At 43.4% G+C, this 16,146-nt stretch carries 17 protein-coding genes and 1 pseudogene; 14 read left to right on the forward strand and 4 right to left on the reverse strand.

The window, feature by feature from the left end:
* Nucleotides 1-409: 409 nt before the first annotated feature.
* The 3 genes from ACG1BZ_RS10295 to ACG1BZ_RS10305 form a co-directional block, all read right to left on the reverse strand.
* Complete coding sequence (locus tag ACG1BZ_RS10295) at nt 410-1,462, reverse strand: DMT family transporter (protein WP_413665550.1); 1,053 nt, start codon at nt 1,460-1,462, stop codon at nt 410-412.
* A 428-nt stretch (nt 1,463-1,890) separates the two neighbouring features.
* Nucleotides 1,891-2,385: a DoxX family protein gene (locus ACG1BZ_RS10300; RefSeq protein WP_413665551.1), complete on the reverse strand. Its 495-nt coding sequence runs from the start codon at nt 2,383-2,385 to the stop codon at nt 1,891-1,893.
* Nucleotides 2,386-2,515: 130 nt separating this feature from the next.
* Complete coding sequence (locus ACG1BZ_RS10305; protein WP_413665552.1) at nt 2,516-2,641, reverse strand: hypothetical protein; 126 nt, start codon at nt 2,639-2,641, stop codon at nt 2,516-2,518.
* A gap of 923 nt (nt 2,642-3,564) precedes the next feature.
* Between ACG1BZ_RS10305 and ACG1BZ_RS10310 the strand changes: the two genes are divergently transcribed.
* The 4 genes and pseudogenes from ACG1BZ_RS10310 to tnpA all read left to right on the forward strand — a co-directional run bounded on the left by ACG1BZ_RS10310 (nt 3,565) and on the right by tnpA (nt 6,640).
* Nucleotides 3,565-4,464 carry an ADP-ribosylglycohydrolase family protein gene (locus ACG1BZ_RS10310; RefSeq protein ID WP_413665553.1) on the forward strand — a complete coding sequence of 300 codons (900 nt, stop codon included), beginning with the start codon at nt 3,565-3,567 and terminating at the stop codon, nt 4,462-4,464.
* Between the two features lie 489 nt (nt 4,465-4,953).
* Nucleotides 4,954-5,427, forward strand: coding sequence for an NINE protein (locus ACG1BZ_RS10315; RefSeq protein ID WP_413665554.1), 474 nt, complete (start codon nt 4,954-4,956; stop codon nt 5,425-5,427).
* A gap of 255 nt (nt 5,428-5,682) precedes the next feature.
* Nucleotides 5,683-6,093: pseudogene (locus ACG1BZ_RS10320) on the forward strand (NADAR family protein).
* 112 nt (nt 6,094-6,205) lie between these two features.
* Nucleotides 6,206-6,640 carry an IS200/IS605 family transposase gene (gene tnpA, locus ACG1BZ_RS10325; RefSeq protein ID WP_413662175.1) on the forward strand — a complete coding sequence of 145 codons (435 nt, stop codon included), beginning with the start codon at nt 6,206-6,208 and terminating at the stop codon, nt 6,638-6,640.
* A 364-nt stretch (nt 6,641-7,004) separates the two neighbouring features.
* Here the strand turns inward: tnpA and ACG1BZ_RS10330 are convergent, their stop codons facing one another.
* Nucleotides 7,005-7,832 carry a DUF2306 domain-containing protein gene (locus ACG1BZ_RS10330; RefSeq protein WP_413665555.1) on the reverse strand — a complete coding sequence of 276 codons (828 nt, stop codon included), beginning with the start codon at nt 7,830-7,832 and terminating at the stop codon, nt 7,005-7,007.
* Nucleotides 7,833-8,020: 188 nt separating this feature from the next.
* On the opposite strand from ACG1BZ_RS10330, the gene ACG1BZ_RS10335 reads away from it, so the two are divergent.
* The 10 genes from ACG1BZ_RS10335 (at nt 8,021) to ACG1BZ_RS10380 (ending at nt 15,742) form a co-directional block, all read left to right on the forward strand.
* Nucleotides 8,021-9,292 carry a sensor histidine kinase gene (locus tag ACG1BZ_RS10335; RefSeq protein ID WP_413665556.1) on the forward strand — a complete coding sequence of 424 codons (1,272 nt, stop codon included), beginning with the start codon at nt 8,021-8,023 and terminating at the stop codon, nt 9,290-9,292.
* Complete coding sequence (locus tag ACG1BZ_RS10340) at nt 9,292-9,966, forward strand: response regulator (RefSeq protein WP_413665557.1); 675 nt, start codon at nt 9,292-9,294, stop codon at nt 9,964-9,966. The genes ACG1BZ_RS10335 and ACG1BZ_RS10340 overlap by 1 nt, the downstream gene beginning before the upstream one ends.
* Complete coding sequence (locus ACG1BZ_RS10345) at nt 9,953-10,402, forward strand: hypothetical protein (protein WP_413665558.1); 450 nt, start codon at nt 9,953-9,955, stop codon at nt 10,400-10,402. The genes ACG1BZ_RS10340 and ACG1BZ_RS10345 overlap by 14 nt, the downstream gene beginning before the upstream one ends.
* Before the next feature lie 637 nt (nt 10,403-11,039).
* Nucleotides 11,040-11,666 carry a hypothetical protein gene (locus ACG1BZ_RS10350; protein ID WP_413665559.1) on the forward strand — a complete coding sequence of 209 codons (627 nt, stop codon included), beginning with the start codon at nt 11,040-11,042 and terminating at the stop codon, nt 11,664-11,666.
* Between the two features lie 366 nt (nt 11,667-12,032).
* On the forward strand, nt 12,033-12,599 hold the full coding sequence (locus tag ACG1BZ_RS10355; RefSeq protein ID WP_413665560.1) for an undecaprenyl-diphosphatase: 567 nt from the start codon (nt 12,033-12,035) through the stop codon (nt 12,597-12,599).
* Between the two features lie 577 nt (nt 12,600-13,176).
* Nucleotides 13,177-13,518, forward strand: coding sequence for a hypothetical protein (locus ACG1BZ_RS10360; protein ID WP_413665561.1), 342 nt, complete (start codon nt 13,177-13,179; stop codon nt 13,516-13,518).
* 239 nt (nt 13,519-13,757) lie between these two features.
* Nucleotides 13,758-14,357, forward strand: a complete 600-nt coding sequence (locus ACG1BZ_RS10365; protein ID WP_413665562.1) for a dihydrofolate reductase family protein — start codon at nt 13,758-13,760, stop codon at nt 14,355-14,357.
* 151 nt (nt 14,358-14,508) lie between these two features.
* The gene (locus ACG1BZ_RS10370; protein WP_413665563.1) at nt 14,509-14,883 is read left to right on the forward strand and encodes a GNAT family N-acetyltransferase; all 375 of its coding nucleotides are present in this window, start codon (nt 14,509-14,511) and stop codon (nt 14,881-14,883) included.
* 76 nt (nt 14,884-14,959) lie between these two features.
* Complete coding sequence (locus ACG1BZ_RS10375) at nt 14,960-15,286, forward strand: hypothetical protein (RefSeq protein WP_413665564.1); 327 nt, start codon at nt 14,960-14,962, stop codon at nt 15,284-15,286.
* A gap of 90 nt (nt 15,287-15,376) precedes the next feature.
* Complete coding sequence (locus tag ACG1BZ_RS10380; RefSeq protein ID WP_413665565.1) at nt 15,377-15,742, forward strand: hypothetical protein; 366 nt, start codon at nt 15,377-15,379, stop codon at nt 15,740-15,742.
* Nucleotides 15,743-16,146 lie beyond the last annotated feature (404 nt).

Here is a 16,146-nt window from a genome sequence, read left to right on the forward strand (position 1 = left end):
GAAAACACATTGCTACTCGCCTATGAATAGATAGTTGGCTACGGTTGGCCCGAGGGTGAGCCTTGCTTGTATTAATTCGGATTTTGATTGGCAGTGTGTTTTCCACAACAGTGGTAATTGGAAGGTCAGGATTGAATTGGTATATGTGAGTATTTATCGTCTTAAATTATAATTTGGGCTTTTGCCTTATAGTCAGGATTGGCTAATTTAGAAGTCCAACCTCAGGTAAGTCAGCCTCCTTGTATGAGAAATTATTCACCAATATTTATTAGCTATAGCTCCATGCGAACAGAGATTTCTCTCAATATAGGCGATAGCTTTGAGCTTTTGCAAAGTCCACTACCTAGCCATGCAAAGCCTACATCGTCACCTATGTCTCCACTTTAGTATCTGTTTCATCTACTAAGCTCTATACCCCTTTAAAAGAGCATGGTTTTTCATACTTCATTTCGATGGCTTTTTGCTCGCGATATTGGCCGAGTAATGAGATACCTATTCCGGACATAATAATGATACCCCCAATGATTTGAGCGAAGTTGGGAACCTCTTGCAGGATAAGAAATGCGAAGAAAGTACCGGCTACGGGGGTAATGGCTGTCGCGATAGAGATATCAGCAGAGCTCGCCCCTCCTTGGAGTCCTTTAAACCAGGTGATCTGCCCAAAGACAATAATGATTGCTCCGTATACAAGCATCCATACCCAGAGGAAAGGAGAGAAAAGGTCGTCAAAGTGGTGGGGGCCAAATACAGAGAGGACAATAATCGAAAACAGTATCACCCCTGCAAGCATACGAAAAACTGAGAACACGCCAATAGGGACGCGATCCAGCAGTTTCCGGCTTGCCTGAACCGCAATGACCCCTAAGAGTGTGGCTAAAGCGGTTAAAATTTCTCCAGCTTTGGGGAGGTCTTGAAGAAATTGGTTCATGGCTGGATTTCCAAGATTAAGCATTTTCATACTCATTGGATCGTCCATCGGGGGTTGGTGTAGGGCAAAAATTGCAATAACACCAACCGTTACCACAAGGGCGCCCACTATTGAGAACACGGTAGGCCTCTCCCGGAACATCAGATAAGCGAACAAAAGCCCCAAGGGAGCATCTAGAGTTGCAATTAAAACGACATTGGTCACTTCTGTGAGCATCAGAGCAATAAAGAAGAAGGCGGGGGCAAGAACTCCAGACATCAAAATAAGCACGAACATGTAAAACCAGTCTTTGAAAGGATACTGCTTTAAGATGCTGAGGCGCCAATCTTTTCTATAGATAATTAAAAGGGTGATACCCGCCAAGAGATTTCCAGCGAACAAGAGGTTGCAAAAAGAGATAGGGTTGTTTCCATTAATGGGGTGGCTGGCACCTAACTCCCCAATTTTCGCAACGACCGCGTTGGAGGCAGCAAAAATAAGAATCGAAATCCATAACCAAAATCGAGTACTTTTTACGGAGGGCTGATTTTCCATCTTATATCCCTTGAGCGCTATGGTAAGCCTTAATGAGTTTACCTCACCCAAAGCAAATTGCGCCTTTACTATCTGGTTGTTAGGGGGAGCTAACTCTGATCTGGGTTAGTTTAGACCAAATCCAATAGTTGTCGGGAAAAGAGAATTTTATTGTATATAATGATATTGGAGTTTTTTATCTAGAATGCAGACGTTGGTAGGTATTATCTTTGTTTTAGCAACTTACTGGATAGAGTGTGTCTATGCAATTCATCCTGAGTATATGGAAGTAAGATCTTTACCTACTTTACTAACATTGAAGTTCTATAAGTTTACCGTATGGTGAATTAGATTGCGCATTTACTGCTTTATTGACATGTTACTATTAGGTATAAATATAGTGATAATACCTCAACGCAATGTATCTTTTCTTAGTTGTCATTCCATTTTTACTTAATCCTGTTAATTCCTAATTTACTTGCGATTAGATTGTCTAAACTGAATTTTCCAGGGCCCCTAATTATTAGCCATATGAATAAAATAATATATAAAACTTGAGGTAAATAAAGAAACCAGCTCATCCAATCTAATGGTCCAATATCTTTAGGGATGACACTTTCTATTTCAACGGTAGAAATGGCAACAATCATTACAATAGACAGGACGACGGCGACAAGTGTTGACAGTAGGCCTACCATTAAAAGTAACCCTCCGAAGAACTCCACAGAAGCTAAAAAAAATGCCATAAATTCATGAAAGGGAACTCCTATTTCATTCATTAAGTTTATAAGATCTGCATGCCTCTCAGGGATAAATAGCTTGTTGTATCCTGATACTGAAAAAAATAATCCCAGTGATACTCGCGTAATTAAAATAGGTAACCACTCCCATCCGGGATTGCCGACAAGTATTTTTTTAATTAGAGGAGAGGATTTTGTAAGCATCTTTACGCTCCAGTAGGGTGTTTTTTGCGCCTGACCTTGGATGGCCTCTATTTTTCATATAGTTACATATTGTTTATATTTCTGTGTTGTATATGAGCAAGATCTAATTGAATAGCTGAATCAGTCATTGTTACTGTACTTTTGTAAATTCTGGAGGGGTTGAGGTTTCACCGATAACAGTCGGTATAGTAGACATCTCTTTATTAACAAGCAAAGATAATGAAAGCGATGCTTTGCATGACAGTAATTCATTCATTCCTCATCCCAAATGAACCATTTGGGTTCGTGCGCATGCTGGATTACCACGAGCTAGCGAGATGTTTAAAACAAAAGATACGATATCCAGATAACTAAAACATATTAGCTTACTTACACGCCAGGGCAAGCGAATTGATACTTGACCATAGTGATTACGCCAAATAGATAGCCCTCGACAATTTGGTTAGCTAACTAACCATACTTGGTAGGAGCGTAAGATTACTTTATATAGCTAGCCAATATTTACTGATTATTATCAGTTAAGGGAGCTTATAAGAACTCAAAATTGTTTTATAAAATGTTGGATATTAATGGAGGAGCTGAATAGTATTCGTTACTAATTAATTTACTTGCTGGGTATTGAAAAAATCCTAAGCTTGAAATTGGGGCCTATTGGTGACAAGCCGACTACCGTTACATGCTTTTGAGTTTCTTTCTAGATATCTTATAGTGATATATGACGTTAATATCACCCAAAATTTGTATTTATACCAACTCATTAAGTGCTTTTTCATTCTATCCGTAGTGGCATCTATACCATAAGAGCTTAAGTCCACAGTAATGAGATATGTGTGTCTTTTGATAGGATATACCTAGAAGATTTTCTTGTTCGGAACAGAGGCTATCAACCTGTAAAAAGTTATAATCTGCAAGCCTGGCTGTAGAGCCTGGTATTCATTTGTTAACAAGCTTTTCTGAAGTAGGGTATCATCATGTTGTTAAAGGTGAGTGGGGTGGAAAGGAATCTGAACATGAGGAAAGCTAGCGGTTTTTCTGGAGGTTCTTGACAAGAAGGCAGTTCACTTGCTGGATTTTTCATGTGTTAGATGTACATGACTTCGCTATCGTCTCACAGTTACGATGACAGAATAGCTGTAGTTATCACAGCGTTGGCAAACAAGGATTGAGGTAATATTTAAGTTGGAAGATAGAATTATTGGATCTCTCGTAGGGTTAGCTTGCGGAGATGCTGTAGGTACTACGCTGGAGTTTGAGGTACGAGGTACGTTCGAGCCAATTAAAGATATGGTTGGAGGCGGCCCTTTTAGGCTACAACGTGGAGAATGGACAGATGACACATCTATGGCTCTTTGCCTTGCTCATAGCCTCTTAAGCAAACTCGACTTTGATCCAGAAGACCAAATGAATCGCTACTGTAATTGGTATCAATACGGGTATATGAGTAGTAACGGACGATGTTTTGATATCGGAATTACCGTATCCAAGTCCTTAGAGCAATACCTTCAAACTAGAGACCCATTTTCTGGAAGTATAGATATACGGTCATCTGGAAATGGATCGCTAATGAGGTTGGCACCAATACCTATTTTCTTCAGTAAGAGCGAAGAGCTTTGTATCAAATATGCTGGAGAAAGCTCAAGGACAACACATGGGTCTTATCTTTGCATAAGCTCTTGCCGGATGCTTTCACTATTGATTTATCGAGCTTTTAGAGCGGGAAGTAAAGATGAAGTTTTTGATGGGTTAGATCCAACTGATTATTGCGAGGAACTTCGATCACTAACCAACAAGGATTTCTCCGCACTTGGCTATAAAGAGATAAATGGCAGTGGATATGTGATAGAGAGTTTGATTGCGGCTGCTTGGTGCTTTTATCATGGAAAAAGTTTTCGCGAGTGTATCCTTTTGGCTGCAAATCTCGGTAATGATGCAGATACAACTGCGGCTATTTGCGGGCAGATGGCGGGTGCTTTTTATGGGTACTCCAACATTCCAGTTAATTGGCGAGAGGAGATTGTAATGTCAGCTGAGATAAGACAGCTGGCGATCGACTTATATCATGCAGGTAGGACCATCTAACCAGGATATAAATCTCGATTTAGCCACTTGTTTGGCTTTCAACGGGTCTGCGACATAATGTACGTTATGCTGATGATGGTGGAGTGAGTACGGTAAATACACTTATATGCTGCTACCTAAAAGGGTAGTGGCGCTTCCTTAGAGTTTGGCCCTCTATTCGGCTTGATGCTTTGGAAGTCGACTACCCGCTTTCATTCCGTGTAGTTCCTTCCTTCGTGGGAGATGTGAGAATTGAGGGTATGAATGCCTATCTTGACTTGATTGCCATTCGCTTTTAGGAAGAAAAATCTAGTTGTTTATCGCTGAAACTCTGGATATGAGTATTCATTCTTTGAAGAATGCCTGGGGAGTTGGTTCTTGTGGACTGAATAAACTGGAGGTGTGGAGGAGGACAGTTTGGTAGGCTTTAGAATTATAGGGAACCGTGATATATAGTCGCTACTTGTGAGTGAACTGTTATATTTTGGAAGTAGATTAAGGAGTATTAATGTGGACGGAAATATCTATGAACAGCCCACATCTGAGCTTGAACGAAACCTAGTATTTTGTAGAGACTGCGGGTCCCAGATTTCAAGAACGGCACCCTCTTGCCCAAGTTGCGGTGCGGCTCAGCAGGTAGGCGGCAAAGGAAAAGTGGCTGCAGGGTTGCTGGCTATATTCTTAGGTGGCTTTGGTATTCATCGATTCTATCTAGGGCAGTGGTGGGGATTGTTCTATCTTCTATTCTGCTGGACGGGAATTCCAGGACTAATCTCCTTTATCGAAGGAATTGTGTTCTTATGCACGTCTGACGAGAAGTGGTTAGATAAATATGGGCATAAAAGTGGAGGTTCTGCATTAGTTTTAGTGCTTATACTCTTCTTTGTAGTAATACCTGTAATTGGAATCTTAGCTGCGGTTTCAATTCCTGCATATCAAGACTATGTTGAGCGCGTTCAGCTAAAACAATTAGAATCTCGTTAGCTTTTAATAACTTAATGACGGTCTCTCTTAGTGGAGTCGTCATTAAGGCTCAATGGGGTTACATAAATAGATTTAGATCTTGGAATTCAAATGTTTTCACGACCTTAAATTCCTATAGGGTTCAACACTTTGGCTCACTCTGTGAGTGGCTCGGTAAAATACAGTTAAGAACAGTATTACATTAAGCATATGGCAGTAAATGTGAAGATGACAACTAGAGATGAACTTGTTGATTTTGTAAATCAAGGCAATAGGGTGAAGTATATCTTTTTCTGGGGGCACCAGGAAAAAGGAAGCCAAGTATCAAAGAGCTGTTTTAGTCAGTGGTATGAGTCAAAGTTCGTAGAAGATGGAAATAGATTTATCACTGCAGAGCATTACATGATGTACCATAAGGCGAAGTTATTTGGTGATGACAGTGCATGCAAGAAAGTTCTCCTTGCGGGCACTCCTGGAGAGGCTAAGGCAATTGGTCGCGGGGTACTTGGGTTCCAGCAAGAAATATAGAATGAGAAACGATTTGAGATTGTAGTAAATGCTAATCTGGCCAAGTTCTCTCAAAATTCTGAGCTAAAGCAATTTTTGCTTAATACAGAAGACAGAGTATTAGTTGAGGCTAGTCCAGTAGATAAAATATGGGGCATTGGTCTGGCCCAAGATAATTAATACATGGGTAAACCACCGCCTCTGGCGGTGAGACTTGACAAGGCTCTGCCGTTCCGGCGTGCAGAGTAAAAATATGGCCTCCATGAACCGGCAAGTTCTTTAAGGAGGCCATATGCGAGATTGGCAGTGCCAAGCTCACGTGAAACATTATTGCAGGTACCATGTGGTATTTGTGCCCAAGTATCGAAAGAAAGCGTTAGTTGGGGCATTGAGACGTGAGATTGGAGCAATATTCCGAGACTTGTGTCGTCAAAAAGGCATTGAGTTGGTCGAGGGGTACGCAATGAGGGATCACATTCATATGTTGTTAATGATTCCTCCCAGGTTAAGTGTTTCCAATACGGTTGGGTTTCTGAAAGGGAAATCTGCGATCCGGATATTTCGGAAGTACAAGCATGTACAGAGAAATTTCACAGGAAGACGTTTTTGGGCTCGGGGCTACTGCGTGAGTACAGTAGGGCTTGATGAGCAGATGATTCGAGAGTACATCAAGAATCAAGAGGTTGAAGAACGCCGGCAAGAGCAGATGCAATTGGCGGGATTGTAACAAGCCCCCTCTGGGGGCTTTCACCATACCACCCGCTATGCGGGTGGTTGCTGATTCTGCGTCAGAAAATCCTAACGATTGGAAAGGCCTTAATCTTTTAGGGTTCGCACTTATGGAAGTGAGAGCCAGGCTAACAGGCATCTAAAATAGCTTGTGGGTGTAGAATAGGGGAAGGTGGGTGCCGAGCTGTCAGTACGAGGTAACTCCTCGGATCACACAAATGCATAGTGCCAAAATTAATTAAGTGCTCTAGTTTCTAGTTCTTTGTTTAACTCACCTCTTCGCTCAGCAACGGGATTTCCAAGTCGTGAACCTCTAAAGCCAAATCAGCATAAGAAGTTCACGATAACCAACCCAAGTAGCCTTAGATCCGTGGTAGCCACATTCCCATCGTAGCGGCAAAAATACCAATGGTCATAAACACGGTCAGCGGCACTAATGTACTGACAAACGCAATCTGGGCACCCTGTGCGGCTCCACGCTTTTGACAGTGAAAATACCATTCCAGCATGGCCAGTGGGAGCAGGTATTGGCCGAAGCCCAGTGCATATAGGAAAGGCCCGGTAAAGGATTTCCAGTCAATCCCCCAGCCGCCGGTTAGCATTGCCCAGCCCATCAAGGCTACACGAAAAAACCACACTGCACTTGCTGCCATAAAAAGGCGCAAGGCCCAGCGGCGGTGCTCAGCAATGCGTCTGGCCATCGCAGTCTGCACTGCCAGAAAGGCAAATAACAGAATCAGTATGCCGTCCATTGTAATGCTGATCTGCGACACCAGGTTGCCAACGGTGTGCCGCGTCCAGGTCATGTAGAGCCCCGCAATACTGGCGATGACAGCGGTCAGCAGATAGCTGCGTCCCAGCCAGCGGTGGAAGTTAGGGGCATGGCGTCGCACCGAAGGGATCAGCTGAAGTGGACCACCGCCGATGACAATCGCGGCCAATAGCACGTGGCTCACCGAAGCCAGGTTGCCTAAGACATCTCCCTCGCGGAAGCCTGCCGGCAGATGTAGCCCTTTCAAGCCGTGCACTCCTGATTCGGCAATGGGTGGGTAGAAGACGGCCAGGATATAGGCGAAGAAGATCGCATGGCCGATAGCCGCGATGCAGAACCAGGTTTTTACCGACAGGTTAACTGCCCGCCGGGTATCGAGTGGTCGCGGTAGTGTTTGGCTGAGTACAGCGTCGTTCATGGGGTTCTCCAGGCGATTATGGTCCGCATTGGGTCTGAATGTGCTTGCCGGACATGTTCTGCTTTTTCAGACCTACGCACATCGGCCGCAGGCAGGAATCGAACTCCCCCAAAAGGTGGAGAGTTTGCCGTATCCATCTCCCTCGAAAGTCCCATGACAGCTGGTTGCCTCTGGTTTAGCATGCGGAAATGAAATCTTCGTCCCTAAGTACGCCTGCGCCGAATCCGCTCAATGCCAGCACGGAACTGCCCAAGCTCCCTATGTGGCGGCCCTTACGTGGGCCGTTTGAGCGATGGCCGCACCTGACCGACTTGTTTATTGCGTTGCTTATGTTCTTGCTGACGCTTCTGATGTGGTCGCGCAACGGCTCCCCCGAAGTGCTATCCATGCAGAGCCTGTGGGATGTTGTTGCTTTCCAGTGTGCATTCGTTGGCTCCTTCGCTCTGTTGTGGCGTCGCATCCACCCTTGGCAGGTACAGGCCGTTATTCTCGGCGCAACAATATTGCTGGAGCTGGGTTTGCCGGCAGATGGCATCGTGGCTATGGCGATTTCGCTGTATAGCCTAGGTCGTTACGAGGCCAATACCCGGGCCAGCTTTTTTGGCGTTTTCGCGACGCTGGTTTTTGTGGCGCTTGACCAGGGTATTCCGGTTCAGCCAACTGCAGCAGGCACAGTAACAGTGATGCTGGTATGGGCGCTGTGGTATATCGGCCGCCGGCTGCGCTTTCGCGGCGAATATCTGCGCTTGTTGGAAGAGAGGGCCAAGTATTTGGAGCGCGAGCGCAATGCCGAATCTGAGCGCGCAGTTGTAGCCGAGCGCACTCGAATCGCCCGTGAGATGCATGATGTGGTGGCGCACCAAGTGAGTCTTATGACTGTGCAGGCCGGTGCCGCCAGAGCTATCAGCCGCAATAACCCGCAAGCTGCCAATGAGGCTATGGCTTCTGTAGAGGCGGCTGGCCGTCAGGCCATGGCAGAAATGCGTCATTTGCTCGGTGTACTGCGACCGACTAATAACGAGACTGCGCTCACTCCGCAACCAGAACTCGGCGATTTGCCAGATCTGATTGAAAAGGTCCGACAGGTGTTAACCCAGGTTGACTACGAGGCCAACGGCGCACTGGAGAAAGTGCCAACCAGTGTCGCGCTCGCCGCCTATCGTATTGTTCAAGAATCCCTCACAAACGCCATCAAGCACGTCGGTGCCGCAGTGCGGGTGCAAGTGAGTGTGCGCGCAGACCACGGCACTCTCACAATTCGAGTGCGCGATGATGGAAATACTCTCGGCGAGCGGCCCATGAGGGAAATAGCTATTGATGGTCAGCCAGGCGGTGGGCACGGCATCGCGGGAATGCGCGAGCGTGCGGAACTGCTCGGTGGCTATCTGTATGCGAGGGTAGTCGATGGTGGCGGTTTTGAGGTATATGCACAACTACCTACAGGAATGGTGAAAACATAATGTTGCGAGTGATGGTAGTGGACGACCAGGCTTTGGTGCGACGCGGTTTTGCCCTGATTCTGGATAACCAGCCCGATATCGAGGTGGTCGCCGAGGCCGGTACCGGCCTCGAGGCAATTGAAGCCGCGCGAGTGTACCAGCCGGATATCATCTTAATGGATATTCGTATGCCGGAGATGGATGGGCTGGAATCCACAGCGCGCATCCTGGAAGCTAGTGATGCAATTTGCCGTGTCATTATTTTGACTACGTTCGATCCTGATGAATACGTGTTTCGTGCGCTGCGGGCTGGCGCCAGTGGCTTTGTGCTCAAGGATATTCCCCCAGAGGCGCTGGTACAGGCAGTGCGCACCGTAGCAGAGGGCGGTGCAATGCTTGCACCGGGCATCACCCAACGCCTGATTAGCCAGTTCGCACAGAAATTGGGAACTGGTCGCAATCTGGCAAAACGTCTGGAGCGCCTGACCACCCGGGAGCGTGAAGTACTGGAAGCCATCGCCGCAGGCAAGAGTAATGCAGAGATTGCCGAGACCCTATTTATTGGCCCTGCTACCGTGAAAACCCACGTTTCCAGTTTGCTGTCAAAATTGGAGGTGCGCGATCGTGCGCAGGCAGTCGTATTCGCCTACGAATGTGGCCTGGCCACCGTGGGGGAGCGTGATGTTGGCTTCTAGATCAAAGCCCGCTTTGCAACGCAATGCACTTTATCGCCTTGCCGCCTGTGGCACTGTGGTTCTGGGGCTGTTTCTCTTCCTTGGAGCCCAGGGCCACTTTGTTGCCATCTGGCCTTTGGTAACCAGCGATGGGACTGGTTTAGCCCGTCGTTTGATGTTGATGTTACCCGGTGTGATGCTCGCCGGCACGGCGGTGTTGAACCTCCTGCTTTGTAAACCACTTTGGCAAGAGCGTCGCTATGCCCTCAACGTTACTCTCGCGGGTAATTTACTTACTACGAGCTATTTGTTTTACCTAATGATACGCGGGGTTCCCAATCACCCTATTGGTATATTTCTCGCATTGGAGATGTCTTTTGTATTATTGCTCCTAGTAACAAGAACTGGACTGGTATGGCCTATGTCAGCAGAACCGTCGGTTGAGAGGGACATTTAGCAGCACAAGCGCTCGGCGAGTTTCGCTGACATTCAACACCATAAACCTCAAGGTGTTTTAATCAAAAACAACTCCATCGGTTAAAGTGCTTTTGGTGGAGCATCACTTTTTAAGACCTATTTCAAGTAGACTTGAAGCGAACCCTTCCGATAACTTCATGGCTGTTTCGTCGCAGCTCATTTGATAGCTTTCCGAGAAAATTCTCCAGAAGCAACGTATGGTTTCTTTTCAGTTCCAGTTCTGCGACTGAGAAATTTGTTCTAATTTGTAGGTAAACTAGCTCTTTGGGGCGGAGTAGGTGGGCGCGGGATTAGATGATATGAAAGGGCCAGCGGATTAAGTGCTTAATTACCCGAGGGAGGAGAGTGGAAGCGGTTTTGGTGGCTATACTTTATTACGTATAGCAGCTATTTCAATAGCTCGTTAACCTAAACTAGAATCTCTAAAAAATATAGAAAATGGAAAGGGTAGAATTATAGCGGGTCTTGTCCAATGTCTGACTTGAACATCCGTATCAGTTACAGCGGGCTTTTAATTCTCAGAACTTTTTGTGTAATTCGACTAATGAGCTATGAAACTAGATAAAAGCGTGATATATAAGTTTCTGATGGATTAACTGTTATACATCGGAGTGTATTTGAGCATCAAGCGAATAAATCTACTTTCTTGTGCTGCTTTTATTTTAGCTGGTTGTAGTACCGGGCCATACTTAAAACCGAGTGCTCCAATAGGATGGCACAGCACCGAAAACCCGGCATGTTATGGGGCTGAAAAAGTACTAGAGTTCAGTCTTCCTGATTACGATTGGCTGATATTTAGAGTCTTGGCCAAACAACCTACAAAGCGCCACCCAGAAGGTACAAAGTTAATTGCCTATGTAAGGCCTGTCTTGTATAGACATCCTGAGCCAAATGGCACTTGGTCATTATTTCCCTCAGAGCAAGAAAAGAAGACTAAAGAGAGCTTAATCGCCGAACGCAAATCCCAACATATCGAGATCTCATTCTCAAGTGCTGTAGCTACTATCATTTTTCTTGATGGTAGTGAATCTCAAGTTGAGCTGCCATTTTTTCAACAGCTATACCAAATACCATCTGATGAGTCTTATGGGTTCTGGGGACCCGAGGTAGTAATATCTCCTGAAAATCTGGAGTATTTTACGGTAAAACTGCCGCCTCTATTTGTAAATGGTGAAGAAGTTACAATCCCGCCAATCGAATTTAAAGTCAGCGAAAGTACATATGTTCCAGTGCTAAATTGTTAAAGAATAGCGCTTGATAAGTAAAAGTAGAAAATTCTCTACACTGCTACCTTGAGGGTAAATAGATATGAGTAATGAGCTTCCAATTTAAAACATTAGTGTTAATTATATTCTTCCTGTTTGGGGGAATTATGGTGTATGTCGAATCCTGAACTATGATAAGGGATGGATTGAATCTATTGAGCAACTAGAGCACTACAAAGACTAAAGTCTGTTACAGTACTATGTCTTCCAAGTATAAAAGCAGCTGGCTACATACACTAATGAATTCCAGCCCAAAAACTACCGTTTGTACCATGCTGGGTACACATTGTTTCGCCTGGATAAAGGCTTGATATTAAGATTTTGAAGGAGTTCAGAGGTTGTTAAATGGAAAAATTCAACGAAACAACTTTTGTTCTTATTAATCAATTTGCAGGAAAAAGTGCAATTTTAGATACTGTTTTAATAGCTGCAGCAGAGGTCATGCCTTATATTTTTATGCTCGTGATGCTCTATCTATGGTTTGATCCAAGTATAGAAAGAAAAAGGTCCAGCCTGAATTGCGGGTTGTCTGTGTTACTCGGTATGTTAATGAGCTATATTATTTCTATTTTTTATTATCATTCTCGTCCATTTGTGAATAATCTCGGTACGCAATTAGTAGAACATGCGCCGGACTCTTCATTTCCTTCAGACCATACTACGTTTATTTTTTCGATAGCTATAGTGCTTCTATTTAACAAATCAACTAGGGTAATCGGTGCTGTTTTGTGCCTGTTGAGTGTTGTTAGTGGCTTATCCAGAGTTTTTGTTGGTATTCACTATCCTTTAGATATACTAGGTGCCATTTTGGTAGCAATTTTCTCATCAGTTGTCGTATTTAAAATACAATATAAAACTCAATTCCTTTTAAATTTTTTGGTTAAAAAGTTACCTGGGAAGAGAGTCGGTTAGAACTAAAAGTAGTTGATGCTTCTCTTGCATTTATAATATTTACTTTCTATTTTATATACCATACATTGGGTTAGGGGGCTGTCATTTATAGTGAAGAAATAGAAGTGGAGTTTTCATTGTTCCTCTCGATTAATGGTATGCTGAACTGGATTGATGGAAGCGATGAGATCGTGCGAACCTCAGGTAGGAAATCATAAGGGTTTGTGTTTCTGAAGCTTGGTTAACAGTCGGTTGATATGGATTCCTCCATTTTGTGGTTTTTAATTCCAGCCTCTTTCCAAGTTAGTACGGCTGAGTGGTACACATAACTTGTTCTTACTTAATTTTAACATCCATAGGGGAGGTCTGCTTTAGCTCCTTAAGAAAGATATGTATCTTACTTGTTGACTCTCAAAGTAAAGAGTGGGCATGTGTAAAAATTGGAGAGGAATAGTTTTTTGTTGGTAAACATAGGTGCCAACTTAATACGATTCCTTTATCTATCGCTCTTTTTACTGTAGGGACGAGAAGCTTTAGAATTATAGGTAGGCATGGTATATAGATACTGCTTTTTAGTTAATAGTTGTAAGAGGACCGCATGAATAAGGAATTTCTAGACCACATAATTTCGTATATATATTTCCCGTCTTTAGGAGCGTTGCTGTTAGCTACGCTTTTTGCTCCGATAGGACTGAAGGGATTGTCAAAATTCTCTAAATTCGCCCGTTTTTCGGTTGGTGTTTATTTAAGTATCACAATTGCCGCTTGTTCTGCTTTGCTCGCATTTTCATATGGAGGTTGCTTCGAGAACTGTTCTGAGAGCGTAGACGATGAGATTGGTATTTTTATTGCTAGTATAATCAATTTTATAGGTGCAGTATTTGTATTTCGCTTCCTTTCAAAGAACTGGCCTAATAAGCAAAAGCAAGGCGCTGCATAAATGTACTCTGGCTTAAGGCATTAGCTGAATAAGGTAAGCTATCGCTGCGTTACTACTTGTGTTTGTGATTCATGTCGCTATTGAACTCATGTATGGTAAATGCTTGCCGTGTTTCTTTTTCAAGTTGGAAGTGGTTTTATAATCCAGCGCTATACTCGCTTCCGGCATATTCGTGCCTATATAGCTGAGATTGGCGTTATTCGGCACAAATTATTCATCTCTTTCGCGAGAATCAACCAATGAGAAACTTAGCCATATTAGTATTTCAAACACTTGACGGAGTAATGCAAGCACCGAGTTTGCCTGAGGAAGATTTTTCAGGTGGCTTTAGTCATGGAGGCTGGGCCAAGGATTATTGGGATGAAGTTATGGAGCAAGTCGGAAGGGAGGCCATGGCGGAACCTTATGATCTGCTATTAGGACGTAATACGTACAATTTATTTGCCACAAGTTTTTCAAATGCCAAACCTGGAAATCCAGCTGCAGACAAACTTAATCAAGCAAAAAAGTATGTTGTAACATCAGGTAGTGATGATCTCACATGGAATAATTCATTCAAGCTAAAGGGGGCAGATGCGGTCGTCGAGATAACCAAAATTAAGAAAATGAATGGGCCTTTACTACAAGTTCATGGAAGTTGGCAGTTGGTGCAGTCACTTCTAAAGCATAACTTGGTAGATGAGCTTAGGCTTTGGACGTTTCCAGTAGTTGTTGGAGAAGGGAAGCGACTGTTCGAAAGCGGTGAAATTTCATCAAAATACAAACTCATCAATTTTGCGAAGTGCCCCTCAGGGGCTATTATGCATTTTTACAAATCACTGGATGGCAGGGCTATTTAAAGAGCGTTGTTAAATAGAAAGCTCACTCATGCGACTATCCTTGCTGAGATTGTTGTTGAAATAAAAGCAATATTTTCGAATTTACTGCGAATTTATCAAAATGATTAGGTTATATAACCGTAACGATCTGCCTACTATATTGGACATTTGGTTGCAAGCTTCTATTCAAGCTCATGATTTCATGCCTTCAGATTTCTGGGAGTCACAGTTAAGTGATATGAGAGATGTTTACATTCCTTCATCAGAGACATATGTCTATGAGGTGGAAAGTAAAGCAGTAGGCTTTTACTCACTTAGTGGGGATACGCTTGCAGCTATATTTGTTTCTCCCTCTCTACAGGGAAGAGGAATAGGCAAACAGCTCCTTAACCATGCAAAGTCAAAAAGAGATAGGCTGATACTTTCTGTTTACAAAGAGAACGCTTCTAGCTATCAGTTTTACTTGTCTCAAGAATTTAAAGTAGTAAAAGAACAAAGAGATGAGCATACTGGTCACCCAGAATACTTAATGAGTACTAAAATATAAAAAGGAGTTCAAGTCGGCTTAACTTCTGTCGTTTAGCGCGACGTTATGCATAAGGCGAGAATAAGATATCTCAAATATGAAGCCTGAAGAGAAGAATTGTATAGAGAAAAGAGTTAGGAATAGGATCATAGAGGTTCTAGAACTTTTCTCAGATGAATTTAGATTTGATGTTGCAATCGCTAACCTTGAGTTCTGGAGTGATTGGTTTGATGCTAATTCAATAATTCAATTTGATAAAGCGGTATTTGTGAGAGAAGAAATTGAATCTTTATTAGCTGTAAATAAATTCTGGGAGAGAGTTCAGCCAGATTCGAAACGGTCCTCTCAAGAGTGGTGTGATCTGCTATTTGAGTCAAAGCATGCTTTAAATATATTTCTCAAACGTGGTAAATTTTATGAGTAATCCTTTTAGTTTATTGTTGCTAACGTCAGTCATACAGCTTACTTAAGGTTAAAGTAATAATACATAAAATATATACTAGCTTTATTCGCTTTGGCAATTTCACTTGATGCCTATTCTACGAGTTGTTGGACATCATTCCATGACAAGGCAGTTTCACGTGAAAGAGGTACTTCTGAAATAGAGTTTGTTGTTGATAGAAGCAGAATAATTTTTATAGGTAGCGCTGAGAGTATTGGAAAAGAAGTAATCGTTGAGGGTAGTGGTAAGGGCGGACATGTTTTAGAAGTAGTCACTTTGTTCGATGTTGAAGAGTCAATAAAGGGAAAAATCGCAGGTAAGAAGCTAGTTACTTCTGGTAATATTTGCTCTTGTAAATATGATTTTGAGGCTGGAGTGAGCTATTTAATCTTTTCTACTGATAGAAAGGGGATCCTGTACCTGGACAGTTGTGTCTAGCAATACTTAGTCTCTAGCCTGGTCTCGACTACATCCTTATATATGACATCTGTTCACAGATGCCTCGTGTTAGCTATTATTTGGTCTCATTTGGTACATTCGCAGATATCTTCACTTTGGACCAGCAGGGAATTGTGCGGCGTGGTTGTATACTATTACTTGATTTCTATTCACTTTCTGCTCTATGACAGATACATTTGTGCCGACTCTTCAGCTTTTACTAGTTCGCTGCTTTGTACCAAAGTATTCGATACCGGATGCTGCTCCAGCATACAATTGATCTTGCTTTGACAGGCAAGCTTGGTACGTATGCAATAGGTGTACCTGGAAGATAGTAAGCGGAGAATAGGGAGGTCCCATTTCGAAATCGCTACTAAGGCGTTTTTGATGGTCGTGATCCGGGC

Origin of the sequence: Microbulbifer sp. CNSA002 (assembly GCF_047324085.1) — a bacterium.
Lineage (GTDB): Bacteria > Pseudomonadota > Gammaproteobacteria > Pseudomonadales > Cellvibrionaceae > Microbulbifer.

Bases quoted from the DNA above. Each gene is read 5' to 3' on its own strand.
- ACG1BZ_RS10340 (WP_413665557.1), top strand. From the start codon at position 9,292: ATGTTGCGAGTGATGGTAGTGGACGACCAGGCTTTGGTGCGACGCGGT.
- ACG1BZ_RS10330 (WP_413665555.1), bottom strand. From the start codon at position 7,832: ATGAACGACGCTGTACTCAGCCAAACACTACCGCGACCACTCGATACC.
- ACG1BZ_RS10335 (WP_413665556.1), top strand. From the start codon at position 8,021: ATGAAATCTTCGTCCCTAAGTACGCCTGCGCCGAATCCGCTCAATGCC.
- ACG1BZ_RS10365 (WP_413665562.1), top strand. From the start codon at position 13,758: ATGAGAAACTTAGCCATATTAGTATTTCAAACACTTGACGGAGTAATG.
- ACG1BZ_RS10295 (WP_413665550.1), bottom strand. From the start codon at position 1,462: ATGGAAAATCAGCCCTCCGTAAAAAGTACTCGATTTTGGTTATGGATT.
- ACG1BZ_RS10345 (WP_413665558.1), top strand. From the start codon at position 9,953: ATGTTGGCTTCTAGATCAAAGCCCGCTTTGCAACGCAATGCACTTTAT.
- ACG1BZ_RS10360 (WP_413665561.1), top strand. From the start codon at position 13,177: ATGAATAAGGAATTTCTAGACCACATAATTTCGTATATATATTTCCCG.
- ACG1BZ_RS10300 (WP_413665551.1), bottom strand. From the start codon at position 2,385: ATGCTTACAAAATCCTCTCCTCTAATTAAAAAAATACTTGTCGGCAAT.
- ACG1BZ_RS10355 (WP_413665560.1), top strand. From the start codon at position 12,033: ATGGAAAAATTCAACGAAACAACTTTTGTTCTTATTAATCAATTTGCA.
- ACG1BZ_RS10305 (WP_413665552.1), bottom strand. From the start codon at position 2,641: ATGAATGAATTACTGTCATGCAAAGCATCGCTTTCATTATCTTTGCTT.
- tnpA (WP_413662175.1), top strand. From the start codon at position 6,206: ATGCGAGATTGGCAGTGCCAAGCTCACGTGAAACATTATTGCAGGTAC.
- ACG1BZ_RS10375 (WP_413665564.1), top strand. From the start codon at position 14,960: ATGAAGCCTGAAGAGAAGAATTGTATAGAGAAAAGAGTTAGGAATAGG.